This window comes from Streptacidiphilus sp. MAP12-20 (genome assembly GCF_041262525.1).
Taxonomy (GTDB): domain Bacteria; phylum Actinomycetota; class Actinomycetes; order Streptomycetales; family Streptomycetaceae; genus Streptacidiphilus.
In genome coordinates, this window is record NZ_JBGCCK010000016.1 from 152716 (window position 1) to 176155 (window position 23440).

The 23440-nt window shown below is 71.4% G+C and carries 22 protein-coding genes, 1 tRNA gene and 2 pseudogenes; 14 read left to right on the plus strand and 11 right to left on the minus strand.

The window, feature by feature from the left end; genetic code table 11:
- Window positions 1-4 precede the first annotated feature (4 nt).
- The 5 genes from ABIA32_RS22430 to ABIA32_RS22450 are packed head-to-tail and all read left to right on the plus strand — an operon-like array spanning window position 5 to window position 4272.
- A complete protein-coding gene (locus tag ABIA32_RS22430) occupies window positions 5-766 on the plus strand; it encodes an ABC transporter ATP-binding protein (protein ID WP_370098284.1) in 762 nt (253 codons plus the stop codon).
- Entirely contained in the window at window positions 763-1509 is a 747-nt protein-coding gene (locus tag ABIA32_RS22435) for an ABC transporter ATP-binding protein (protein ID WP_370098287.1), read from the plus strand. Before ABIA32_RS22430 ends, ABIA32_RS22435 begins: the two co-directional genes overlap by 4 nt.
- On the plus strand, window positions 1509-2372 hold the full coding sequence (locus ABIA32_RS22440) for a branched-chain amino acid ABC transporter permease (RefSeq protein WP_370098289.1): 864 nt from the start codon (window positions 1509-1511) through the stop codon (window positions 2370-2372). Before ABIA32_RS22435 ends, ABIA32_RS22440 begins: the two co-directional genes overlap by 1 nt.
- On the plus strand, window positions 2369-3394 hold the full coding sequence (locus tag ABIA32_RS22445; RefSeq protein ID WP_370098291.1) for a branched-chain amino acid ABC transporter permease: 1026 nt from the start codon (window positions 2369-2371) through the stop codon (window positions 3392-3394). The genes ABIA32_RS22440 and ABIA32_RS22445 overlap by 4 nt, the downstream gene beginning before the upstream one ends.
- Window positions 3391-4272, plus strand: coding sequence for an alpha/beta fold hydrolase (locus ABIA32_RS22450; protein WP_370098294.1), 882 nt, complete (start codon window positions 3391-3393; stop codon window positions 4270-4272). Before ABIA32_RS22445 ends, ABIA32_RS22450 begins: the two co-directional genes overlap by 4 nt.
- Before the next feature lie 228 nt (window positions 4273-4500).
- Here the strand turns inward: ABIA32_RS22450 and ABIA32_RS22455 are convergent, their stop codons facing one another.
- Entirely contained in the window at window positions 4501-5100 is a 600-nt protein-coding gene (locus tag ABIA32_RS22455; RefSeq protein ID WP_370098361.1) for a DedA family protein, read from the minus strand.
- A gap of 291 nt (window positions 5101-5391) precedes the next feature.
- Here ABIA32_RS22455 and ABIA32_RS22460 point away from each other — a divergent pair, with 291 nt between their 5' ends.
- On the plus strand, window positions 5392-6777 hold the full coding sequence (locus tag ABIA32_RS22460) for a hypothetical protein (protein ID WP_370098297.1): 1386 nt from the start codon (window positions 5392-5394) through the stop codon (window positions 6775-6777).
- A gap of 14 nt (window positions 6778-6791) precedes the next feature.
- Here ABIA32_RS22460 and ABIA32_RS22465 read toward each other — a convergent pair whose 3' ends face one another.
- On the minus strand, window positions 6792-7445 hold the full coding sequence (locus ABIA32_RS22465; protein WP_370098300.1) for a thiol:disulfide interchange protein DsbA/DsbL: 654 nt from the start codon (window positions 7443-7445) through the stop codon (window positions 6792-6794).
- A 672-nt stretch (window positions 7446-8117) separates the two neighbouring features.
- Here ABIA32_RS22465 and ABIA32_RS22470 point away from each other — a divergent pair.
- A complete protein-coding gene (locus tag ABIA32_RS22470; RefSeq protein WP_370098302.1) occupies window positions 8118-9755 on the plus strand; it encodes an ABC-F family ATP-binding cassette domain-containing protein in 1638 nt (545 codons plus the stop codon).
- Window positions 9756-9847: 92 nt separating this feature from the next.
- Here the strand turns inward: ABIA32_RS22470 and ABIA32_RS22475 are convergent, their stop codons facing one another.
- Complete coding sequence (locus tag ABIA32_RS22475) at window positions 9848-10495, minus strand: hypothetical protein (protein WP_370098305.1); 648 nt, start codon at window positions 10493-10495, stop codon at window positions 9848-9850.
- A gap of 254 nt (window positions 10496-10749) precedes the next feature.
- Between ABIA32_RS22475 and ABIA32_RS22480 the strand changes: the two genes are divergently transcribed.
- Together ABIA32_RS22480 and ABIA32_RS22485 are read left to right on the plus strand one after the other, a co-directional pair.
- Window positions 10750-12333 (plus strand): acyl-CoA carboxylase subunit beta, encoded by a 1584-nt coding sequence (locus ABIA32_RS22480; protein ID WP_370098308.1) that lies wholly within the window; start codon window positions 10750-10752, stop codon window positions 12331-12333.
- A 69-nt stretch (window positions 12334-12402) separates the two neighbouring features.
- Window positions 12403-12618 carry an acyl-CoA carboxylase epsilon subunit gene (locus tag ABIA32_RS22485; protein ID WP_370098311.1) on the plus strand — a complete coding sequence of 72 codons (216 nt, stop codon included), beginning with the start codon at window positions 12403-12405 and terminating at the stop codon, window positions 12616-12618.
- Between the two features lie 138 nt (window positions 12619-12756).
- Here the strand turns inward: ABIA32_RS22485 and ABIA32_RS22490 are convergent, their stop codons facing one another.
- Entirely contained in the window at window positions 12757-13368 is a 612-nt protein-coding gene (locus ABIA32_RS22490; RefSeq protein WP_370098313.1) for a TetR family transcriptional regulator, read from the minus strand.
- Between the two features lie 143 nt (window positions 13369-13511).
- On the opposite strand from ABIA32_RS22490, the gene ABIA32_RS22495 reads away from it, so the two are divergent.
- Window positions 13512-14309: an SDR family NAD(P)-dependent oxidoreductase gene (locus tag ABIA32_RS22495; protein ID WP_370098315.1), complete on the plus strand. Its 798-nt coding sequence runs from the start codon at window positions 13512-13514 to the stop codon at window positions 14307-14309.
- A gap of 74 nt (window positions 14310-14383) precedes the next feature.
- Here ABIA32_RS22495 and ABIA32_RS22500 read toward each other — a convergent pair whose 3' ends face one another.
- The 3 genes from ABIA32_RS22500 to ABIA32_RS22510 form a co-directional block, all read right to left on the minus strand.
- The gene (locus ABIA32_RS22500; RefSeq protein ID WP_370098364.1) at window positions 14384-15574 is read right to left on the minus strand and encodes a chitinase; all 1191 of its coding nucleotides are present in this window, start codon (window positions 15572-15574) and stop codon (window positions 14384-14386) included.
- A 222-nt stretch (window positions 15575-15796) separates the two neighbouring features.
- Window positions 15797-16663: a 1-aminocyclopropane-1-carboxylate deaminase/D-cysteine desulfhydrase gene (locus ABIA32_RS22505; RefSeq protein WP_370098318.1), complete on the minus strand. Its 867-nt coding sequence runs from the start codon at window positions 16661-16663 to the stop codon at window positions 15797-15799.
- On the minus strand, window positions 16660-17709 hold the full coding sequence (locus ABIA32_RS22510) for an LLM class flavin-dependent oxidoreductase (protein WP_370098319.1): 1050 nt from the start codon (window positions 17707-17709) through the stop codon (window positions 16660-16662). Before ABIA32_RS22510 ends, ABIA32_RS22505 begins: the two co-directional genes overlap by 4 nt.
- Before the next feature lie 198 nt (window positions 17710-17907).
- Here ABIA32_RS22510 and ABIA32_RS22515 point away from each other — a divergent pair, with 198 nt between their 5' ends.
- Window positions 17908-18537, plus strand: a complete 630-nt coding sequence (locus tag ABIA32_RS22515; RefSeq protein ID WP_370098322.1) for a GPP34 family phosphoprotein — start codon at window positions 17908-17910, stop codon at window positions 18535-18537.
- Window positions 18538-18624: 87 nt separating this feature from the next.
- A tRNA-Lys gene (locus ABIA32_RS22520) sits at window positions 18625-18698 on the plus strand.
- Window positions 18699-18984: 286 nt separating this feature from the next.
- On the opposite strand, the pseudogene ABIA32_RS22525 reads toward ABIA32_RS22520, so the two are convergent.
- The 3 genes and pseudogenes from ABIA32_RS22525 to ABIA32_RS22535 all read right to left on the minus strand — a co-directional run.
- Window positions 18985-19419, minus strand: a pseudogene (locus ABIA32_RS22525) (hypothetical protein); the annotation flags it as partial.
- A 217-nt stretch (window positions 19420-19636) separates the two neighbouring features.
- Window positions 19637-19822: a hypothetical protein gene (locus tag ABIA32_RS22530; protein ID WP_370098325.1), complete on the minus strand. Its 186-nt coding sequence runs from the start codon at window positions 19820-19822 to the stop codon at window positions 19637-19639.
- A gap of 14 nt (window positions 19823-19836) precedes the next feature.
- The gene (locus ABIA32_RS22535) at window positions 19837-21027 is read right to left on the minus strand and encodes a glycosyltransferase family 2 protein (protein WP_370098327.1); all 1191 of its coding nucleotides are present in this window, start codon (window positions 21025-21027) and stop codon (window positions 19837-19839) included.
- A gap of 587 nt (window positions 21028-21614) precedes the next feature.
- Here ABIA32_RS22535 and ABIA32_RS22540 point away from each other — a divergent pair.
- Window positions 21615-22508, plus strand: a complete 894-nt coding sequence (locus ABIA32_RS22540; RefSeq protein ID WP_370098330.1) for a glycoside hydrolase family 16 protein — start codon at window positions 21615-21617, stop codon at window positions 22506-22508.
- Between the two features lie 4 nt (window positions 22509-22512).
- Window positions 22513-22971, plus strand: a complete 459-nt coding sequence (locus ABIA32_RS22545; protein WP_370098332.1) for a hypothetical protein — start codon at window positions 22513-22515, stop codon at window positions 22969-22971.
- On the opposite strand, the pseudogene ABIA32_RS22550 reads toward ABIA32_RS22545, so the two are convergent.
- Window positions 22937-23440: pseudogene (locus tag ABIA32_RS22550) on the minus strand (hypothetical protein); the annotation flags it as partial. The gene ABIA32_RS22545 and the pseudogene ABIA32_RS22550 sit on opposite strands and share 35 nt — an antisense overlap.

A 23440-nucleotide genomic window follows, 5' to 3' on the forward strand; every position in this document is an offset into this window, starting at 1 on the left:
ACAGGTGACGACGGCACGCCAGGCGTCGCCGGTGCTCTCCCTCGCCCAGGTGGGGTGGAGCGTCGGCGGTGCGGTGATCCTCGACGACGTCTCGCTGGAGGTCCGCGAGGGCGAGTTCCTCGCCTTCATCGGCCCCAACGGGGCGGGCAAGACCTCGCTGTTCAACCTGATCAGCGGCCTCAACCCGGTCTCGCGCGGCAGCATCGCTCTGGACGGCGCGGACATCACCCGGCTCGCCCCGTACGCCCGCGCCCGGCGCGGGCTCGGCCGCACCTTCCAGACCTCCAGCCTCTGGCCCGGCATGACCGCCGCCGACCACGTCCGCCTCGCCGCGCAGGCCGCCCAGGGCGGCTCCTTCGCCCTCTGGCGCCCCGCGCGCGGCTTCGACGCCGAGGTCGCCGCGACGCTGGAGCGGACCGGCCTCGCCGACCGCGCCGACGCATTCGCCGGTTCCCTCTCGCACGGCGAGAAGCGGAAGTTGGAGCTGGCCGTGCTGCTCGTCGGCAACCCGCGGCTGATGCTGCTCGACGAACCGATGGCCGGCGTCAGCGCCGAGGAGGTCCCCGCGCTGACCGAGCTGATCCGCTCGCTCCACCGTGACGAGGGCCGCACCGTGCTGATGGTGGAGCACCACATGGAGGTCCTGCTCGGCCTCGCCGACCGTCTCGCCGTGATGCACCACGGCACGCTGCTGGCGCTGGACGTGCCCGACACGGTGATGGCGGACGAGACGGTGCAACTCGCCTACCTGGGGGAGGGCCTGTGACCACCTCGGCTCCGCTGCTCGCCGTCCGTGGCCTCAAGGTCGTGATCGGCGGCCGCCACATCCTGCACGGCGTCGACCTCGACGTCGCCCCGAGCGGCGTCACCGCGCTGCTCGGCCGCAACGGCGCGGGCAAGACCACAACCGTGCGCGGCGTGCTCGGCCTACTGCCGCGTACCGGCTCGGTGCGCTACGACGGTGACGAAACCGCTGGTATGACGACACATCAACTCGTGCGGCGCGGCATCGGCTACGTCCCCGAGGACCGCGGCATCTTCGCCGGGCTGACCGTCGCCGAGAACCTGCGCCTGGCGGAACGCGATCCCGATCCGGCCTACGACCTCGTCCACGAGCTCTTCCCCGAGCTCAAGCAGCGCGCCCGGCAGGCCGCCGGCACGCTCTCCGGCGGTCAGCAGCAGATGGTCGCCATCGGCCGTGCCCTGCTCAACCGCAGCAACCGCCTGATCATCGCCGACGAGCCCACCAAGGGCCTGGCCCCGCGCATCGTCACCGAGGTCGCCTTCGCGCTGGAGCGCGCCGCGCAGGCCGTGCCGGTGCTGTTGGTCGAGCAGAACCTGGCGCTGGTACGGCGCCTGGCCGAACACTGCGTCGTCCTCGCCGACGGCCGCACCGCCCATGCCGGGCCTGCCGCCGACCTGCTCGCCGACGCGGAGGCGTCCCGGAGCCTGCTCGGCGTCGGCCGCCGCGCCACAACACCGCTGGGACCAAAGGGAGGAGACCACTGATGTCCACCGTCGTCCTGCTCACCATGACCGGCCTCGGCCTCGGCGCGCTCTACTTCCTGGTCGCGTCCGGGCTCTCGCTCATCTTCGGCCTGATGGACGTGCTCAACTTCGCCCACGGCGCGCTGCTCTCCGTCGGCGCCTACGCCGCCTGGTGGGGCGCGAGCAACGGCTTCGGCTACCCGCTCGCGCTGCTCTTCGGCACCGGCGTCGGCACCGTGGCCGCCGTCGCGCTGGAGCTCGGGTTGATCCGGCCGCTCTACCAGCGCCCGCGCGAGCAGGTGCTGGCCACGGTCGGGGTCGGGCTCGCCGTGCCCGCGCTGCTCTCCGCGATCTGGGGCGCCGACGCCCGCACGTTCCCGGTGCCGGGTGTGCTGGCGGGCACCTTCACGGTGCTCGGCGCGGCCGTGCCGGTCAACCGGCTGGTGCTGATCGGCGCGGCGCTGCTGGTGCTGCTCGCGCTGAAGCTCTTCCTGGGCCGCACGAGGCACGGGCTCGTCGTCCGGGCGGGCGTCGAGGACCGGGCGATGGTGACGGCGCTCGGCATCGACGTGCGCAAGGCGTTCACCCTCGTCTTCGCCATCGGCGGAGCGGCGGCGGCCCTCGCGGGGTCGCTGGCCGGGCTCTACTTCGGCTCCGTCGACCCGACCCAGGGCAGCTCGCTGCTGATCTTCGGCTTCGTCGTGGTGGTGATGGGCGGCCTCGGCTCGGTCAGCGGCGCGGCACTTGCCTGCGTCGTGGTCGGACTGGTCCAGCAGTTCGCCAACTACTACACGACCTCCGGCCTGGGTGACCTGGCCGTGGTCGTCATGCTCGCCGCGCTGCTGCTGGTGCGGCCGAGTGGCCTGACCGGGAGGCTCGCATGACCGCGTTCGCTCTGCGTCGCCGCTGGTGGCCCGCTCTCGCGCTGGTCGTGCTGGCGATGGTCCCCTACAGCGCGGTGCCGCTGCCCGGCTTGTTGGACGGTCCGATCGGCAGCCCCGGCAGTCTGCAACTGCTGGCGCTCTGCCTGGTTTTCGGCGCCCTTGCCACCGGCTACGACCTGCTGCTCGGCCGGACCGGACTGCTCTCCTTCGGGCACGCGCTCTACTTCGCCGCCGGAACGTACGCCACGGATCTGCTGCTGACGCACGCGGGCCTCGGCTTCTGGGCGGCGGCGGGCGTCGGACTGCTGGCCGGGGTGGTCCTGTCCGCGCTGCTCGGCTCGGTCAGCCTGCGGGTGAGCGGGATCGGCTTCGCGATGGTGACGCTCGCCTTCGCGCAGGCAGGATCGATCCTGGTCCAGCGTGACCCCGGCGGCGTCACCGGCGGCGAGGAGGGCCTGGCCGCGACCGGACTGCCGAGCTGGGCGGTCGGCATCCAGCACACCGCGAACCTCTACTGGATCGCGCTCGCCTACCTGGTGCTGACCCTGGCCGCCGTGCAGTGGGCGGTGCGCTCGCCGATCGGGCGGGTCTGGGAGGGCATCAAGGAGAACGAACGCCGGGTGGAGGTACTGGGGCTGCGCCCCTACGGCTTCAAGCTGGTCGCCTTCGTCCTGGCGGGGACCCTGGCCGCGCTCGGCGGCATCGTCTATCTGCTGCTCACGGGTGGCGCGACGCCGCAGGCGACGAGCTCGGACTTCACGTTGTCGCTGCTGGTAATGGTCGTCCTCGGCGGCTCCGGCACGCGCTGGGGCCCGCTTGTCGGTGGCGTGCTGTACACCTGGGCTCAGCATCGGCTCGCAGGGCTCGCCGGCTCGGGGACGATCGCCGGCCTGCCGACGGCACTGCGGGTGCCGCTGTCGCAGCCGCTGTTCCTGCTGGGAGTGTTGTTCGTGATTGTCGTGTACGCGTTGCCGGGTGGGGTGGCGGGGCTCCCCGCGCGGCTGAGGAGGGCTCAGGCATGACCGGTACGAGGTATGAGGAGCTGTCCGTCCCGGTGGAGGGCGGCGAGCTGGCGGTCCTGCGCTGGGGTGCGTCCGTGCCGGACGCGCCGGTGGTGCTGGCCCTGCACGGCATCACGGCCAACGGCCTCGCCTGGGGCGCCGTCGCCGAGGCCCTGGCGGGCCGTGCGACGCTGCTCGCGCCCGACCTGCGGGGGCGCGCCGGGAGTGCGAGCGTACGCGGCCCCTGGGGCATAGCCGCGCACGCGGAGGACGTGGCGGCGGTCGTCGCCGCGCTGGGCGGCGGCGGGCCGGTGGTGTTGGCGGGCCACTCGATGGGCGCGTTCGTCGCGGCGTTGGCGGCTGCGCGCTACCCGAGGTTGTTCAGCTCGGTGCTGCTGCTCGACGGCGGCGTCGGCTTCACGCCTCCGGCGGGGCTCTCCGGTGACGAGCTGCTGACCGCGGTGATCGGGCCGGCGATGACGCGGCTGTCGATGACCTTCGAGTCCAGGGCGGTCTACCGGTCCTTCTGGCAGGCGCATCCCGCCGTGGGCGGCGCGTGGTCGGAGCTGGTCGACGCGTACATCCAACGCGACCTGGTGGGGGTTGAGCCGGCGCTCCGCTCCTCCTGCGTCGTCGAGGCGATCCGCGCGGACGGCGCGGGCCTCTTCGCGGACGAGGCCCTCACGGCCGTCCACCGCGTCTCGATCCCGACGCGCCTCCTCCTCGCCGAACGCGGCCTCTTCGACGAACCCCAAGCCCTGCTCGACGCCCCGCGCCTGGCGGCCGCCGGCCTGGACACCGACCGCGTGCCGTTCACGGTGATCCCCGCCACCAACCACTACACGATCCTGACGGCCCGAGGCCCGGCCGCGCGTATCGCTGACGCGCTGCTCAGCTGAGGCACCTGAGATTGTTCCACCTCCAGGGGCGCGGGGCTCTGCCGCTCCGCGGCGTGGGCGCGACAGGTTACGACGGAGGGCCAGTTGCAACATCCAGGGGCGCGGGGAACTGCGCGACAAGCCACCCATGAAGCTACTGATCCGAACGTGCAGGGCCATCCGCTCAGGGTGGTTGTTCGCGCAGTTCCCCGCGCCCCCAGATAGTGCAGCTGCCCCGCCGTGCAAGACCTACGCCGCCTCGGCGAGCTCTGTGCGGGTGCGGGCGCGTGCGCGAGCAACCCTGCGAGCGACCAGCGCGCTGATGGTCGTCGTCGCCGCGCAGGAGACCGCGAAGCTCAGCCAGAAGGTGTTGAACGCGTTCTCGTTCAGCCACCCCATCCCGACGATGTACGTCGCCCAGACGACCGCCGACGCCGCCGACCACCGGATGAACCGCCGCGGCGGGTTCGCCGCCGTGCCGACGGCCAGGTCAAGCACTGAGCGGCCGCCAGGCACAAAGCGGGCCACGATCACCGTCCGCCCGGTCTTCCGCTCCAGCGCCCGCAGCACGGAGGCTGCCGCGTCCGCCGTTCCCGCCCGCCGCGCGAGCCAGCGACGCGCGCGGTCGGCGCCCCCGCGGGCGAGGCGCAGCAGCAGCAGGTCCGCGGCGAAGGAGGCCAACGCCACGCCGCCCACGAGCGCCGGCAGGGGCGTGTGGGCCTCGCCGGACTCCAGCACGGCGGCGACGACGATCGTGCCGCTCGGTACGAAGGGCAGGAACGCGTCGGAGAAGACGGCCAGCAGCGCGGCCAGAAAGAACCACCATGATCCCAGGAAGCCAAGCACCATACTCACGCTGCCAGCTCCTCTACGAAGTTCTCTCGTGTCCCACTACAGATCCGCTCGGCTCGCCCCCCGGTACGGTGATGCTGATCGATGACCAACGCTAGCCGGTCACATGATCACACCCACAGCCGCCCCCGGTGACTCACCTCACTCCCTTCTTACCTGGGTAAACGCTGTGAATTCGGAAGCGGAACCAGAGCCCGGACCCTCCGCTATCGCTTCGTGACGCCGCGTTCATCCTGCGGCTGACTTCCCGTCAGCTCAGCGACTTGCCCCCTTCCTACCTTCGTCACTGTGACCGCCACTCTTCAGCCCGCCGCGGCGCCCTCCACGGCGCCGCAGCCGCCGCAGACCGGACCGGCGCCGGGCGTCGCCGGGCAGGCGTCGCGTCGCGCCGCCGGTCCGGTGCTGCGCCTGCGCGCACAGGCGGGCGCCGCACTGCTCCTGGTCGCGGCACTGCTCGCCGTCGCGCTGCTCGGCTTCGCCGACACCGCCGCGCGGGTGCACCAGCTCGTCGCCGTCTCCGAGCCGCGCGCCGCCGCGGCGGGGCGCCTCTACCAGGCGCTGTCCGACCTGGACGCGCAGCGCGCCAAGTCCCTCGTCGTCGGCTACTCCGCCGCCACGCCCGGCGACCCCAACGCCACGCCCGTGCTCGTCGACGACGGCGTCCTCGCCTCGCTGACCGCGCAGGCGGACCAGCGGGCCGCCGACCAGGCCTTCGCGCAGCTCGCCGCCTCCGCCGACGCGGAGAAGGTGCGCGGGCTGCTCGACACGCTCTCCCTCTACGACGCCCTGACCGGCACGGAGGAGTACTTCGTCGGCACCCAGGCCAACCCCGTCGTCGGGCACCCGCTGCCGGCCGCCGTCGACAACTACGCCCAGGCCGACGCGCTGCTCCAGGCGGCGCTGCTGCCCCAGGTCCACGCCCTGCTCGCCGACGCCGACCAGCAGGTCGCCCACGACCGCGACGCCGCCCACGCCGCCGCGCTGCGCTACACGCTGCTGCTTGCGGTGCTCGGCGCGGGCGCCGTGCTCCTGCTGCTCTGGTGGCAGCGGGACCTGACGGTGCGCCACCACCGGGTCTTCAGTCTGCCGTTGCTGGGCGCTACCCTCGCCGTGCTCGCACTGCTCCTCGGCGCGACCTCCACGCTGCTCGACGCGGCCGACCAGGTCGACGCCGCGGTGGCGCGCGGCTACACCCCCTACGCCCGGCTCGCGCAGGCGTCGGTCGCGGCGGCCGACGCGGAGGCGCGGCAGAGCCGCTGGGTCGTGGACGACAGCTACCGCATCGTGCTCGGCGACCAGTTCCGCGCGGACGCCGACCAGGTCCGGGGGCTGCTGGCAGCCGACACCGACCCGGCGGCGGCCGTCGTCCGGCAGCGCTTCGACGCGTACCTGAGCGCCGACGGCAACCTGCGCCAGGTCGCCGGGAGCGGCGACGTCAACCAGGCCGCCCTCCGGCTCACCGGCGTCGGCCGCGACGACGTGGCCTTCGCCTACTACGACTTCACGCTGCACCTGGACCAACTGGCCACCGATCACGCGGCGGCCTTCTCCGCGCACGCGGCCGCGGCACGCGACGACCTCGGCGTCTGGCCGGCGGCCTCGGCCGCGCTGCTGGGCACCGCCCTGCTGCTGGTCCTGGCCGGGGTCAGGCCCCGGCTGCGCGAGTACAGCTGAGGGTGAAGGGTCCTTCAGGCGTGCGCGTGGCGGTAGAGGTAGTCCACGACCGGGACGGTGCCGGGCACGCCGTTGGGCGTCATGAAGGGTGAGGTGCGGTACGTCCCGCCGACGACGACGCTGGGCATCTCGTCGGTCTGGTACGTGTCGCGCAGCGCCGGCGCGGCCTGGGTCTCGTCCCAGACCTGCTGCGACTCGTAGGCGTCCTTGACGGCGGTCGGGTCGAGACCGGCGTCCGCGGCCCAGGTCAGCACGGCCGTCTCGGTGGTCAGGTCGAGCCCCTGCTCGCGGACCGCGCGGAACACCGGCAGCGCCTCGCGCTGGGCGACGCCCAGCTTGTCGAGCGTGTAGTAGAGCCGGGCATACGCCATCATCACCGGCTTGTCCGGCCACGCGGCCGGGATCCGGCGGACGACGACGGGCGGGTTCTGCCGTGCCGCCCAGTCGTCGAGCGGCTGCTCAAGCTGGTAGGAGTGCGGGCAGTCGTACCAGAAGACCTCGACGACCTCGCGCGGCGAGGTCTTGACCGGCTGTGCGAGCCGGACGTACTGCGTGCCCTCGGTCGGCGTCGCGGAGACGTCCGCGGCGGGCGCGCCGGGCGCGGGGGCCGCGGCGAGAAGCGTGGAGCAGGTGGCGGCAGCGAGGGCCAGCCGGAGGAGTACGCGCATGCTGGCACGATGGCAAGCCGCCCGCGCCCGCACCCTCCTGACACGACGACGCCCGCGCGCTTTCGCCCGAACGGGGCCACGTCTGTCTCCCGTTTGCACCCCCCATCGCCCCCGCCCGGGACGCTCCGGCGTGCTTCCCCAGGTGGGTCCCGCTGTCGGGCTCCGCTGGCGCGGTGCGGCGGGGGCGGTTCGCCTGCACGGCCACCTTGGCGTCGCCCGCCCCGCGCGGGACGCTCCGGCGCGCTTCGCCCGGCGATTCTCGCCGTCGGGCTCCGCTGGCGCGGCGCGGCAAGGACGGTTCGCCTCTACGGCCACCGGCGCGGCTCGCCCCGCCGCCCGGGACGCTCCGGCGTGCTTCGCCTGTACGCCCACCTCAGCGCCGCCCGCCCCGCCCGCCCCGCCCGCGCCGGACGGCGCGTAATTCCGTTGCGGCGTTCCTGAGCCGCGCCTACCGTGGAGCGCGTACCCATCGCCGCCCGACAGGAGTAGGCCGTTGCTTTGCTGAGCTCGGAGACACGTCCCGACCTCAGCCAGCCGCGCCCCTGATTCCTGGGCGGCTTTCGCATGCCCGCGCCCGCGCGCTTTGACGCGCGCCGCGCCGCGCGCGTCTCGTCGGATCCCCGTGTCTCCCACCGTGCCGCTGGACCACCCACCGACACCGGGAGCTGCCCCATGCATCCGCACAACGACCCTTCCGCCGCTGCCTCGATCGTCTGCACCGGCCTCGACTACACCTGGCCCGACGGCGTTCCCGTCCTGCGCGACCTCGACCTCGCCGTCGGCCCCGGCCGGACCGGTCTGGTCGGCCGGAACGGCAGCGGCAAGTCCACCCTGATCCGGCTGATCGCCGGCGACCTGTTGCCCGAGGCCGGACGCGTACGGGTGCAGGGGACGCTCGGCTACCTGCCGCAGCACCTGCCGCTCGACGCGGCGCTGCCCGTGGACGCCGCGCTCGGCATCGCCGCCGCGCGCAGCGCCCTGCGGGCCATCGAGCGCGGCGAGGCGACGGAGGCGAACTACGACGCAGTCGGCGAGGACTGGGACGTCGAGGAACGCGCCCGCGCCGAGCTCGACCGCCTCGGGCTCGGGCACCTCGACCTGGACCGGCGTCTCGGCGAGCTCTCGGGCGGCGAGGCCGTCCTGCTCGGCCTGGCCGGACAACTACTGCGCCGCCCGAACGTGTTGTTGCTCGACGAGCCGAGCAACAACCTGGACTCGCTCGCGCGCGAGCGGCTCTACGAGGCCGTCACCGGCTTCCGCGGCACGCTCGTCGTGGTCAGCCACGACCGCACGCTGCTGGACCTGGTCGACCGGGTCGCCGAGCTGCGGGAGGGCGAGGTCACCTGGTTCGGCGGGAACTTCACCGCCTTCGAGCACGCGCTCGCCGTCACCCAGCAGGCGGCCGAGCGCTGCGCCCGCGCCGCCGAGAGCGACCTGCGCCGACAGCGTCGCGAACTCATCGACACCCAGGTCAAGTTGGCCCGGCGCAAGCGCTTCGGCCAGAAGATGTACGACACCAAGCGGGAGCCGAAGATCGTTATGAACGACCGCAAGCGCACCGCCCAGGTCTCGGCCGGCCGGCTGCACAGCGAGCACGAGGACAAGGTCGAGGCCGCGCGCGAGCGGCTGGCCGCCGCCGAGCTCGCCGTGCGGGACGACGACGAGATCCGCATCGACCTGCCCGCGACCGAGGTCCCGGCCGGGCGCACCGTGCTCGCACTGACCGGCGTGATCCTCCGCTGCCAGCAGGACGGCGCAGCGGACGCGTCACGCATCGACCTGGAGCTGCGCGGCCCCGAGCGCCTCGCCCTGCTCGGCGCCAACGGCAGCGGCAAGACCACCCTGCTGCGCACCGTCGTGGGCGAGCTCTCACCGCTCGCGGGGGAGGTCCACGCGCCGGTCCCACTGCGCTACCTGCCGCAACGGCTCGACCTGCTGGACGAGGAGCTGAGCGTCTTCGCCAACGCCGCCCGCTTTGCGCCCCAGGCGACCGAGAACGCGCTGCGCGCCCGGCTCGCCCGCTTCCTCTTCCGGGGCGGACGCGCGGACCAGCTGGTGGGCACGCTCTCGGGAGGTGAACGCTTCCGGGCGACGCTCGCCGCGCTGTTGCTCGCCGAGCCTGCTCCGCAGCTCCTGCTGCTGGACGAGCCGACGAACAATCTGGACCTGGCCGGGGTCCGGCAGCTCGGCACCGCGCTGGCGGGCTACCGGGGCGCGCTGATCGTGGTCAGCCACGACCAGCGCTTCCTCGACGAGCTCGGCGTCGACCGGGCTCTCCGGCTGGAGCGCTCGCCGTCGGCGCCGAGCTGACCCGTCCCGAAATGCTGCTGCCCTGCCCGACATCCATCGGGCAGGGCAGGGCAGAGCAGGGCAGTCGCGGCAGCGCTGGGCCGGGCCGGGGATCAGCCCGTGGTGCTGGCAGTCGCCGGCGCCTTCAGACCGGCCATGAACCAGTCGAAGTAGATCGCGCTGGAGACGAAGAGACCGATCAGACCGAGCGCGATGCCCGCCCAGGCCACCGCCCGTACCCAGGTGGGCAGCTGCTTCGAGGAGAGGAAGGTGCCGCCGAACACGGTGACCGCGCCGAGCAGCAGCGCGACGAGCGCGAAGAGGCCGTTCCACTCGGCCATCCGGTGCCAGGCCGTGTTGTAGGAAGCCTTCAGGATGTCCGCGGTGGTCTTCGCCCCGGAGATCTGACCCAGCACCTGCTGGCGCTGCTGGATGACCGTGCCAAGGAAGGTGCCGCTGATCGAGACCAGGCCGAGCGCGCCGGAAACGATCGCGACCGCGCCGCCGAGGACCCCGGTGGAGACGCTCTCCTCGGTGAGGGCCTCGAGCTCCTCGTCGGTGAGCTCGTCCAGCTCCTTCTGCTCGGGGCTGAGGACCTCGTTCGGCCGGGGTGACCAGGCCTTCTTCTGGTTCACGGAGAGCGTGACCGTCTCGGGGCTTGCCGTCACAGTGGGTGCGTCCGCGGGCTCTACGGCGGAAACTCCGCCGAGGCCGGGCAGGCCACTGGGACTGTTCGGGGTGGTGGGACCGGGAGTCGTCATGCGCGGAACCTTAGGGCTTCTTTGTGAGGAACGGATGAATTCTTGACTCCTTCATGGGATTCCCGCCCAACGGAGAGCCCGCTGCTCCGCAGGTGACCCGAGGCCACTCCTGTCCACCCTCGCCAGGAACGGGGCTCAGGTCTTGTACAGAGTCGCACCCATGGATGGCTGGCTCCTCCTCGTAGGGTCGTATAGGTGAGCTGGTTCGCCTTCGCAGCGGCGGGCCGTTCCGCACAGACCTTGGAGTGTTCTGCATGACCGTCCTGCGTGAAGCCCCCGTAGCCGCGAGTGACTCGAAGGGTCGCGTCGCCGAGCTGCATGCGATTCGTGAGCAGGTGCTGGCGGGTCCGAGTGTGGCGGCGACCGAGGCGCAGCATGCCAAGGGCAAGCTGACCGCGCGGGAGCGGATCGCGCTGCTGCTGGACGAGGGTTCGTTCAGTGAGGTGGAGCCGCTGCGCCGGCACCGGGCGGTCGGGTTCGGCCTGGAGGCGAAGAAGCCGTACACCGACGGTGTGATCACCGGTTGGGGCACGGTCCACGGCCGGACGGTCTTCGTCTACGCGCACGACTTCCGGATCTTCGGTGGCGCGCTGGGCGAGGCCCACGCGCAGAAGATCCACAAGATCATGGACATGGCCATCGCGGCGGGTGCGCCGCTGGTCTCGCTGAACGACGGCGCGGGCGCCCGCATCCAGGAGGGCGTCACCGCGCTCGCCGGATACGGCGGCATCTTCCAGCGCAACACCCGGGCGTCGGGCGTGATCCCGCAGATCAGCGTGATGCTGGGCCCGTGCGCGGGCGGCGCGGCGTACTCGCCGGCGCTGACGGACTTCGTGTTCATGGTCCGGGAGACCTCGCAGATGTTCATCACCGGCCCGGACGTGGTCCAGGCGGTGACGGGTGAGAAGATCTCCCAGAACGGTCTCGGCGGCGCGGACGTGCACTCGGAGATCTCGGGTGTCTCGCACTTCGCCTACGACGACGAGCGCACCTGCCTGGAGGAGGTCCGCTTCCTGCTCTCGCTGCTGCCGCAGAACAACCGGGAGACCCCGCCGGTCGAGCCGACCGAGGACCCGATGGACCGCCGCTGCGAGGCGCTGCTGGACCTGGTCCCGGCTGACGGCAACCGCCCCTACGACATGCGCAAGGTGATCGCGGAGATCGCCGACGAGGGCCAGTTCATGGAGGTCCACGAGCGCTGGGCCACCAACGTGATCTGCGCGCTGACCCGCCTGGACGGCCAGGTCGTCGGCATCGTCGCGAACCAGCCGCAGTCGCTGGCCGGGGTGCTGGACATCCACGCCAGCGAGAAGGCGGCGCGGTTCGTGCAGCTGTGCGACGCGTTCAACATCCCGCTGGTGACGCTGCTGGACGTGCCCGGCTTCCTGCCGGGCGTCGACCAGGAGCACGGCGGCATCATCCGGCACGGCGCCAAGCTGCTGTACGCGTACTGCAACGCGACGGTGCCGCGGATCTCGCTGGTGCTGCGCAAGGCGTACGGCGGCGCGTACATCGTGATGGACTCCCGCTCGGTCGGCGCGGACCTGGCGTTCGCGTGGCCGACGAACGAGATCGCGGTGATGGGCGCCGAGGGCGCCGCCAACGTGATCTTCCGCCGCGACATCGCCGCGGCTGACGACCCCGAGGCGAAGCGGGTCGAGATGGTGCAGCAGTACAAGGACGAACTGATGCACCCCTACTACGCCGCCGAGCGCGGTCTGGTCGACGACGTGATCGACCCGGCCGCCACCCGCGAGGTGCTCATCCGCTCCCTGCAGATGCTCCGCACCAAGCACGCGGACCTCCCCGCCCGCAAGCACGGCAACCCCCCGCAGTAGGTCTCGGCGCTGAGATCTGCTCACCGATCACTGCTCACCGTTCGCTCGAAGCTTCCGAGGAAGGCACCGATGACCTCCGTCACCACCGCACCGATGGTCCAGATCGTCAAGGGCGAGCTGGCCGACGACGAGCTCGCCGCGCTGACCGCCGTCCTGATGGCCCGCGCGGCGGCCGCGGCTAGCGCCGAGGAGCCCCGCTTCGCCCACGGCAACCGCCACCCCCAGGCCCGCTGGCGCCGCCTCGAGCGCGTCAGCAGCTACCGCAACCCGGTCAGCTGGCGGTAGTTGCGCTATCAGGGGCGCGGGGAACTGCGCGAGAAACCACCCTGTGCGGATGGCCCTGCTCGTTCGGGGACACACCATTTTGGTGGCTTGCCGCGCAGTTCCTCGCGCCCCTGGGGTAGCTGCAACTGGCTGTTATCGCTAAAGCCACTGCAGCAGTCGGCGCATGCAGGCATCCGCCAGAGCCGCCGGGCCCTCCGGCCCGTCCGCGGGAGCGGACGTCGTGGCCCACGCCTCCAGTGACAAGCGGATCGCGTCCGTCGCGCACGCCGCGATCATCTTCAGTTCCAGCTCACCCCGGTCCGCGAGCCCCGCGAGCACCGGGGTGAGCTGTTCCTCGGACTCCTGGTTCACGCGGTACCAGACCGCGCGCAGCGCCGCGTCCCGCGCTGCCGCCCGCAGCAGGCCGCGCGTGCCCTCCAGTGCCTCCGCGCCCGCCGCGTCCGTCGGCGTCAGCGACATCCGCGCCGCGTGGGCCAGCGCCTCGCGCAGGTCCGTGCCCGGCGGCTCCGCCGCCAACAGCGCTCGCCAGTACGCGCCGCCGGCGCTCAGCAGGGGCGAGACGGCGTCCTCCTTGTTCCGGAAGTACCGGTAGAAGGTGCGCAGCGCGATGCCGGCCCGCTGGGCGATCTCCTCCGCGGTGGTGCCGTCGGGACCACGGTCGGCGAAGAGCTCGGCCGCCGCGCGGGCGATGTCGAGCTGGGTCGCGGCCTTGCGGCGCTCGGTCAGGGACGGCTGGAGATTGCTGCTCACGGGAACAGCCTAATCCGCCGGATGCGACAAGTGCCGCATCTGCACGTACTGCATTAGTGGCAAAATGTGCCACTCGGGCGTACGGTGTCTATTGATGGCGAGAAGTTCGACGTCAAGACATTGAGCATGAAACGGAGCGGCACATGAACCGCTATGAAGGTCGTCGAGTCCTGATCACCGGCGGTGGCTCCGGCATCGGTCAGGCCACGGTCCTGCGCGTGCTGGCGGAGGTCGGCCACGTCGTCGCCGCCGACGTCAACGAGGCCGGCCTTGCCGCCACGCGTGACCTCGCCGCCGCCGCGGGCACCGGCGCGGACGCCCGCCTGCACACCGTCCTGGTGAACATCGCCGACGAGACCTCGGTCCGCGACGCCGTCGCCACCGCGCTCGCCGCCCTCGGCGGGTTGGACGTGCTGGTCAACGCCGCCGGCATCCTGCGCTCCTCGCACACCCACGAGACCAGCCTGGAGCTCTTCAACAAGGTCATAGCGGTCAACCTGACCGGCACCTTCCTGATGATCCGCGAGACCATCCCGGCGCTGCTCCAGGGCGACGGGCCGGTCGTGGTGAACTTCAGCTCCACCTCCGCGAGCTTCGCGCACCCCTACATGTCGGCCTACGCGGCCAGCAAGGGCGGCATCCAGTCGATGACGCACGCGCTCGCGTCCGAATACAGCAAGCAGGGCCTGCGCTTCGTCGCTGTCGCACCCGGCTCGATCTCCAGCGGCATGACGGACGGCAGTGGCTCCAGCAAGGAGAACGTCGGCCCCGGCCTGCCCGAGGACGCCGACTTCTCGCTCTTCATGAAGCTGGCCCCGGCGCTCGGCCGGGGCTTCGCAGGCCCCGAGGCCGTCGCGGGCGTCGTGGCGATGCTCGCTTCGGTGGACGGCTCGTTCATCACCGGCACCGAGATCCGCATCGACGGCGGCACGCACTTCTGACGACGCGCGACAGGTGGGGGCGGCCGACGGGCCGCCCCCACCTGTCCGGTGAGGGGTTCTCCGACCAGCGGGGACTAGCAGGCCCCGTTGTCCACCCAGACGCCTGCCGCGCCGCCCGGGATGTCACCGTAGGTCCACCACTTGGCGGTCCACTTGTGGCCGTTGTAGCTCACCACCGCGTTGCCGTTGTAGGCAGTCGTGGCACTCCATGCGGCCGCGGTGCAGCTGCCGCCGCTGCTCGGCGACGACGAGGGCGACGCGGAGGCCGACGCCGACTGCGACGGCGAAGCGCTCGCCGACGCACTCGGCGTGCTGGTGGGCGGCGTCGCACCCGCGAACTGGACGTCGTACTTGGTGAAGTCCCACGAGTTCTGCGGCACGCTGCTGCACGTGCCGGACGTCCGACCGCCGTTGTCGGCCGGCGTGCACTGGACGTCGCGGTTGACCGACCAGAAGGTGTACCGGGCCATGTGGTTGGACTCGGCGAAGTTCAGCACCGTCTGGAAGTCGGACTGGTAGAAGTACTCGCCGCTGTCACTGCGGCCGTTCATCATCGAGATGCCCTCGTGCGCGTACGCCGTCGCGCTGCTCCAGCCGAAGGTGTTCATCAGGAGGGTGTTGAACGACTGCAGCGCCGAGATCTGGCTGGCCGCGCCGTTGAAGCCGCCGTCGAACGGCATGATGGAGAAGTTGTCCGGCGTGAAGCCGTCCGCCTTCGCCTGGTTGAGCATCTGCTGGCCGAACCAGCCGGTGCCGGAGGTGGTTCCCGGCGTGGTCACCGAGATGTAGAGTCCCGGGTTGTTCTGCTGCAGGATGTGCGCCGCGCCGATCTCGTTCGTGACGGCCGTGGTGTTCTCGTACTCCGGCTCCTCGAGGTCGAAGTCCATCGCGTGCAGACCGTACTTGTCGATGACCTGCTGGTACGCGGCGGCGGTCGCGGCCGGCGTGGAGCAGGTCTGGCCGAGCTTCGTGCCGCCGTAGCCGCCGATGGAGACCGAGACGTCGCCGCCCGCCGCCCGGATCGACGCGATGGTGGCGGCGACGGCGGTGTCACTCGACACGGCTGCGGTGCCGCCCCAAGTGGGGCTGCAGCCGCCGCCGTTGGGGGCGAGGATGAAGGCGAGCTGGAAGGCCTTGAGGCCGGTGGCCGCCATAACGTCCGTCGGGTTCGGCGGGTTGTTGTCGAGCGGCATCAGATACGGCGCGGCGGCATACCAGTTGCTGCCGAGTGCGGGCGTGGTACTGGCCTGGGCGCTGCCGCCCATGGACGCGAGCAGCCCGCCGGCCGCGAGGGCGGCTGCGCCGACCGTCGCGACGACGCGGTTGGGGGTGAAGCGGAACACCTGGACGCTCCTTGTGGGGAGGAGGGCGAGGACGTGACCGAGCACGGTGTGGGGGTGTGCTCCGCTCCAGAGTGGTCGACGTGTTGATGGCGCGTCAAGAGATTGGACTAGACCTAGGGCTAGACCAATATCGGCCATGCTGAGTCAGCCGGCGACGACCACGGCCACGGTCGTCCCCGCGGGGAACTCCGGCCCACCCAGCCCCGCGAACACCGCGAACAGAGCCTTCGCCTCGTAGGCGGGGTCGAGCGCGAGGCCGTGACGCTGCTCGAAGTCGGCACGGAACACGTCGAGTTCGGGTGTCCGTCGGCCGTAGCCGCCGAACGCGCTGGTGGCGTCGATGCGCCAGGTGCCGCGGCGGCCGCCGAACGCGTCGTGCTGCAGCGCCAGCGTCTCCGCCTCCAGATCGGCGTGGACGGGCGCCGCGTAGCCCACGACCTGCATCGCCGCTGCTCCGGCGGTCAGCCCGGCCGCCAGCCCGGCCAGCATCCCGCCGGTCCCCACCGAGCAGCAGACGACATCGGCGCCGGAACCGGCCAACTCCTCACCGAGGGACACGCAGCCGCGCACCCCCTCGGCATTGCTGCCACCCTCGGGCACCACCCACGCTGAGCCGTGGCGGCCCTGCAAGGCGTCCAGCGACTCCGGCTCCATGCGCGTTCGCCACGCGCTCCGGCTGATGAAGTCCAACTCCATGCCAGCGGAGGCCGCTTGGCGCAAAACCGGATTCAACTCCCGCCCGCGCAGCTCGTCCCCGCGCACGACACCGACCGTGCGCAGCCCTGCCTCCCGTCCGGCGGCCGCCGCCGCGCGCAGGTGGTTGGAGTAGGCGCCGCCGAACGTCAGCAACGTGTCGTGGCCGAGAGCGCGGGCGCGCTCCAGATTCGGGCGCAGCTTCCGCCACTTGGTACCGGAGACCGGCGGGTGCAGCAGATCGTCCCGCTTCAACAGCACCCGCACGCCGGCGCGTTCGGCCCGCTCGTCCTCCAGGAGCTGGAGCGGCGAGCTCACCCGGCGTGCCCTGTCAGTCCCCACGCCCGCGCGATCAGCTCGTACGAGCGGCGGCGCGCCTCGTGGCCGTGGATGTTGCTGGTGACCATCAGCTCGTCCGCGCCCGTGCGCTTGCGCAGCTCCGCCAGGCCCTCACGCACCTGATCCGGCGTGCCGACGACGACATTGGCCAGCCAGGAGTCGACGAACTCGCGCTCCATCGGGCTGTAGGGGTGCGCCTCGGCCTCCTCCGGCGTCGGCACCAGCCCCGGGCGGCCGCTGCGCAAGCGCAGCATCGCCAGCGCGCCCGAACCGGCCAGCCGCCGAGCCTGCCGCTCCTCGTCCGCGGCGACCACCCCGACCCCGATCAGCGCGTACGGCTCCGCAAGCGCGGCGGAGGGACGGAAGGACTCCCGGTACAGGTCGAGGGCGGGCACGGTGTTCGCCGCGCTGAAGTGGTGCGCGAACGCGAACGGCAGCCCGAGCCGCCCGGCCAGCTGCGCGCTGAACCCGGACGAGCCCAGCAGCCACACCGGCGGCCGCCCGCTGCCCGGCGCACTCGCCTGCCCCGGCACGGCGCGCAGCCGCTCGTACGGGTGACCGGCGGGGAAGTCGGCGTCGAGAAAGTGCAGCAGTTCGTTGAGCTGCTGCGGGAACTCGTCCGCCGCATCCAGCCCGGCCCCACGGCGGAGCGCGCGGGCCGTGGCCGGATCCGTCCCCGGCGCGCGCCCGAGCCCGAGGTCGATCCGGTCCGGGTGCAGCGCGTGGAGCAGTCCAAACTGCTCCGCGACGACGAGCGGCGCATGGTTGGGCAGCATCACCCCACCGGAGCCGAGCCGGATCCGGCTGGTGTTCGCCCCCAGATGCGCCAGCAGCACGGCGGGGGAGGAGCTGGCGACGCCCGGCATCCCGTGGTGCTCGGCGACCCAGAAGCGGTGGTAGCCCCACTCCTCGGCGCGCTGCGCCAGGACCGTGGTCGCGGCGAGGGCCTGGGTCGGCGTGTAGCCGTCGCCGACCGTCGCCAGGTCCAGGATCGACAGCGGCGCTTCGGGGGCGGTCGGGCTCATCGTGCGGCTCCACGGGGTGGTCGGTGCATCGGTTCTCTCCCCATCGGCAACCGCGGCCCCACCCTGTCCTGTTCCCGCGCCGTCCTGGGAACCTTCGCCCCACCCCGAACGTGACACCTCTCACATGGCCTGGTTCGGTTCGGCTCGGTTCGGCTCGGACTCGGCTCGGCTCGGCTCGGCAACGGACGGGGGCCCGTAGTGTCCGACCTCACCACCGTCCTCCCTGAGGACCTGCTCATCCTCTGCACCCCCGGAGGCGGCGGCAGGATCCGTCTGCCCGCGTACTTCGACTACGCCGTGGCCGGCGCGGTGCTGGCCGAACTCGTCCTGGCGGGGGCCGTCCGGCTCGACAGCGGCCGCGCCGTCCTGATCGACCCCGGCCACGTCTTCCCTCACCCGGCCCTGACGGAGGCCGTCTCCGCCCTGCCGCCCTCCGCCACGACGCCGCGCGGGGCGTCGCTCTCCAGCTGCATCCAGCGGCTGCGGCGCAAGCGGGCGGCCCAGCCGTACCTCGACACCCTCGTCGCCTGCGGTGAATTCCTGTGCATCCGGGTCCGCGTCCTCGGCATCTTCAGAGTCACGCGCTACTTCTACTTCGGCATCTCGGAACGGAGAGACCGCTGTGCCGCCATCTCGGTCGTCATGCACTCCCCGTCCACGGCCCATCGCCGCAACCGCAACCTCGCCACCCTCGCCGCCACCGTCGGCCTCCCGGACCATGGCTCCCGCCGCCTCCCCCGCCACGTCACGAGAGACCTCATCCGCACCGACCCCATCGCCACCGCCGTCGCCTCCGCGATCCAGTCGGCCCGCGGCAGGAAGTCCTGACCGAAGGAGGTGGTCGAGAGCACCCTCGCAGGTCAGGTAGTATTTCTGTCGTGCCGAGGCGCGGGAGACCGCGCGCGGAGCACACCGGCGCCGCTAGCTCAGTTGGTTAGAGCAGCTGACTCTTAATCAGCGGGTCCGGGGTTCGAGTCCCTGGCGGCGCACAGTCAAAAGGTAAGTTTGACCTGCCCCTTCTTGAGTGATCAAGGAGGGGCAGGTCTTTTTTGTGCCCGTGGTGGGAGCAGGGTGGGAGCGCGGGCGCGGAGTGGGCGCAAACGATCACTGGTGGGGCTGTATTTCTCGGGCGTGGTGGTGGGAGCGGGCAAGTCGGGGACGCGTGAGTGCCGGTGAGCGTCCACTGGACCGCGCCTGAGCCGCCCTGTCCGGTTCGACTCGTGCGCTTCTTCGGCGGTGGAGGTGCCCCCCTGCTGACGGTCAGTGGCGTACGGCTGCGCACTCTCGGACCTTGCTCGTCTGCCCGCCCCGCGAGCGGCCCCGCAGAGCAGCCTTCAGTCGGAGCTTTCGACGACGCCGGCCGCGACGTCGCTCCTCCCGCACGGGATCGGCTTCGGTGTCTTGCCCGCATTGTTCTTCGAGACCGCCCCCTTTGACCTGGACTTCTCCTCCTCGGCGGCGGCCTTCTCCAGTACGGTGATGACTTCCTCATCGAGGTGCATCCCAGCGGCGTCGTGGCGGGCCCGCGCGGTCGTGGAGTCGATGCAGACCAGGGACAGGTCCACCTCGCCCCGCTTCGCGGCCTCTGCGAACAGGCCCTCCAGCAGAGCCTCGAACACGCCGGCGTCACGGATAGGGCTCGTACTCGCCGATCGGCAGGTACGGGCCGATGAACTCCCACTCTTCGTCGACCAGTTGCCCTCGCGTCACGCAAGACGATCTACCGTGGCAGGGCCCGCCACGAGGGCGAATCCCGCGAATTGATCACGACTCGATGCGCGCCTAGCGGCTGTAGCCCGCTCCGGAGACAACGATGAGCCCCCGTTGCCGTGATGGCACCGGGGGTTTCCAGCGGAGGTCGCCGTGCTGCGACGGTCTTGAGCGGACCGGGTTGTCGCCGCCGGTGTGGGCGGTGGTGATGCCGGGTCTACAGGCCGGCGGTGCGTCGGTCGTTGCGGCGGCGGCGCAGGGAGGCGGCGTAGGTGGTGAGCGAGGTGGACAGGATGGTGATGCTGAGGGCGAGCAGCACGGTGCCGGTGTCCTTGACGGCGGTCAGGAGGATCACGATCAGGGCGACCAGGAGGACGGCGCCTGCGCCTTTGATGGGGTTCATGTGGGTTGCTTGCTTCATTTCCAGGTGGACACGCGGGTGGCGTAGGACTTGGCCAGCGAGGTGAGGAGCCAGTAGGTCCGCACGACGGTGTAGACGAGTTCCGGGACAAGGGCGGCTTCGACGAGCATCGCCTTCCCGCCCAGGGAGCGGACCCGCAGGGCGGGGTAGACGATCCAGAAGCCCAGTAGGGTCCAGAAGATGGGCTCGACGGCGTCGCGGTGGTGGCGTGCCACCTGGACGAGTTGTTCGGTGCCGAAGCCCAGTACGTAGGCGCTGCCCAGGAGGGCGAAGGCCAGTGTCACGATGGAGTGCCAGGTGAAGCGGGTGAAGCCGCGGCCCCGCAGGGTGTCCACGGTGCCCCGGCCCCAGCGTTCGCGCTGCTGGATCAGTTCCCGCAGGGTGGGCATGAGGTCGGTGTAGGCGATGCAGTACTGGTTGGCGGTGACCTTCCAGCCGGACTCCTTCAGCGCCAGGGTGGTCTCGTAGTCCTCGACCAGGTTGGCGTAGTCCTCCCAGAACACTTCGCCGCGCCAGTCGATCACGCTCTGCAGGGCCTCGGCGCGGTAGAAGGAACCCGCACCGGACATGGTGTGGATGTTGCGGCGGTAACGGGCGTTGGCGGCCCGCCCGTACTCGATGATCTGCATCCCGAGCAGATACCGCTGCCAGGGGCTGCGCCACAGGCCGGTGCGGCCCAGGCAGGCGGCGCTGACGCCGCCGATTTCCGGGTCGGACGCGGTGACGTTGCGGGCCCGCTGGATGAACTTCGGGTGCAGCTCGGTGTCGGCGTCCATGACCAGCACGTGCCGGGCGGTGCCGGGCAGGCGGCCGCCTTCGGACGCCTCCTGCAGCCAGCGCAGTCCGAAGTTGAGCGCGCCGGCCTTCTTGTGCGGGTTGTCGGGGAAATTCAGCACCATCGTCTCGGGCATGCCGGGCTGGGCGGCGAACCAGCGGGCGTACTCCTCGGTGCGGTCGGTGGAGTTGTTGACGACCACGATGATCAGGTCGGGGCGGTGGCTCTGCTCGGCCAGGGAGTACAGCGCGGTGAGGACCCCCGCCTCCTCATTCCGCGCGGGCACCAGGGCGACCGTGTCGATCAGCGCACTGTCTGCCGGCGCAACCGCGCCAGGTCTGCCCCTGCGGTGGCGACTGCGCACGGCGCCGGACTCCGCCTGCGGCGCATGGGGCGCCTGCTGGGTCGACATCGTGCTCTCCTGCTGCTGTGTTCGGGCCCAGGGCGGCGCCCGGGTGTCGTTCGGAAGGTTCGGCGCCACTGCACGGCGGTGTGCAGGACGTGTCGGTCGGTGGTGCCCCAGGCGGCGGCAGGGCACGGCCGGGCCTGCCTGCACGGCCCGGAACGGCGTGATGATGCCGCGTGCGCTCGTCGCAGAATATACACAAACGATTTGTGAGCCGATTGCCACCAAGCCGCCTTTCCGGGCAAACACTCCGGCTGCAAATGCATCTCGATTCGGTCACCCACTATTCCTTGCGAACAGGCAGATAGGCCCGGAAACCGGACATACGCGTACCGAAAGGACCGCTGGTCAGAGGGCATCACCTCGTGGCGTGGCGGCACGCGAAGTCGGGTTAGGATCGCCAGCCCGAACGCTTGCCGATATCCCGGTCGGCGCGAATTACCAGGCATGCCGTGGCATGTCCGAGCTAATTGCCAGGAGTACCCGTGCGGCCAAACAAGCAGTCAAAAAGTCGCGCGCGGAGCATAGTTAGCTTCCTGGTCTTCCTGACTCTCGTGGCCGGCGGCAGCCTCGCACTCGTCCCCCTGTGGAGGATGCTCCACCCCACCGGACACGCCACACCCCTCGCCGGCGCACCCGTCGCAGGGGCGGCACCGGCAAGCTCGGCTTCCGCGGCGCCCACGCCGACCCGCCCGCCGGCCACCTCAGGAGCGCTGTTCGACGCCTTCGCCTACACCGGCACGGACGACCCCGCCCTCAAGGCCCACGGCTGGCAGGTCCGCACCGCCCTAGGTGGCCCCGGCATCCACGACACCTGGACCGGCGACGGCGTCAGCTTCCCCACCGTGACCTCCGCCCAGGGCGGGCACGCCCTGCAGCTGCAGGTCCACACCGACGGCACCAAGGCGGGCACCCGCCAGTCCGAGCTGGAAAGCAGCCAGCCGGTCTTCTTCACCGGCACCTACGCGGCCCGGATCTACTTCACCGACGCCCCCGCCACCGGACCGGGCGGCGACCACATCAACGAGTCCTTCTACACGATCTCGCCCTCCACGACCGTGTCCCCGTACAGCGAGCTCGACTACGAGTACATGCCCGACGGCGGCTGGGGCTCCACCCGCCCGGAACTGGACACCACCAGCTGGCACAGCAGCCGCGACCGCGACCGCGTCTACCACCCCCAGTACACCCGCCTCCACGGCTGGCACACCCTCACCATCACCGCCCTGCACGGCCAGACCACCTACGCCCTGGACGGCACCAAACTCTTCACCAACGACGCCGCCCACTCTCCCCGCGGCCCCATGAACGTCGAATTCAGCACCTGGCTCATCGACCTCCCCTTCACCGGAGCGCGCACCTGGAACATGCAGATCAACTGGTTCTACTACCAAGCCGGAAAAATCCAGACCCTCAACCAGATCCAGAAGACCGTCGACCACTACTACGCCAACGGCACCAACTACCTCAACACACTGACCGGATGACACGGTGAAACGCACTCGCGGCAGCCGCCCCCTGTTGGCGGCTGCCGATCGGGTCGGGCCCGGGGTGGGGGCGTGCTTCTCGCGCGACCAGGACGAGACCGATCGCGTGCGCCTGGCGGCGCAGATCACCAGCCAGATCGCCAAAGCCGTCCTCAGGCCCGCGGGCCAGCAGGCCGAAGAAGTCGAGTTCTCCCGGGCCGCCAAGGAACTGATCACCGGACAGGCGTTGCCGATCCAGACGCGCGCGGAGCGACCGCGGTCCACCGCAACACCGGACCGACCGAGCGCCACCACTGCCGACGCGGGCTTGCGAAATTTTGCAGGAGGTCACGAAGAGGTCACGGCCCCTCGGCCCCGACTGGCTCCGGCGGAAGCGGCCGACGGCTTCGCGCTGATGTCGCCTCTCCGCGGCTGCCCCGGCCGGAGATTCAGGATGGTGGCGGAGGTTCGGCGATGGGGGTGACGGTGAATACGTCTCCTGGCTGGCACTTGGATCGTTGAATGGATCTGCCAAGATTTTCGTGACCGGTTACGTTCTGTACGCGCTCGGTTGCGCTTGCTACGTCCAGGGTACGGACGATCTTCGCGTCGTCCAGCACGGTGGCGAACGCCGCCGCCGGGTCGCGGGCCGTGCGGTGCGCCTCGTCGCACACCACCAGATCCAACGGCGCCAGCGCCCCGTCGCCGTGGGCGGCGAAGGCCTCGGCGATCCGCGGCGAGGAGTGGTAGGTGCCGAACAGCACCCGCAGCCCTGTCCGTGGGTGCGGTGCCATCAGGAACGCGGTGATCCGGTCTGGGCGGGTGGTCGTCTCCAGGCCGAGCTCGGCCTCCAGCTCTGCCAGCGTCTCACCGGTCGGGCTGTCGCTGTCGCGTTCGGCCGCCTGGCCCGAACACACCGCCAGCACCGTCAAAGGCACCCCGGCGTCGGCCCG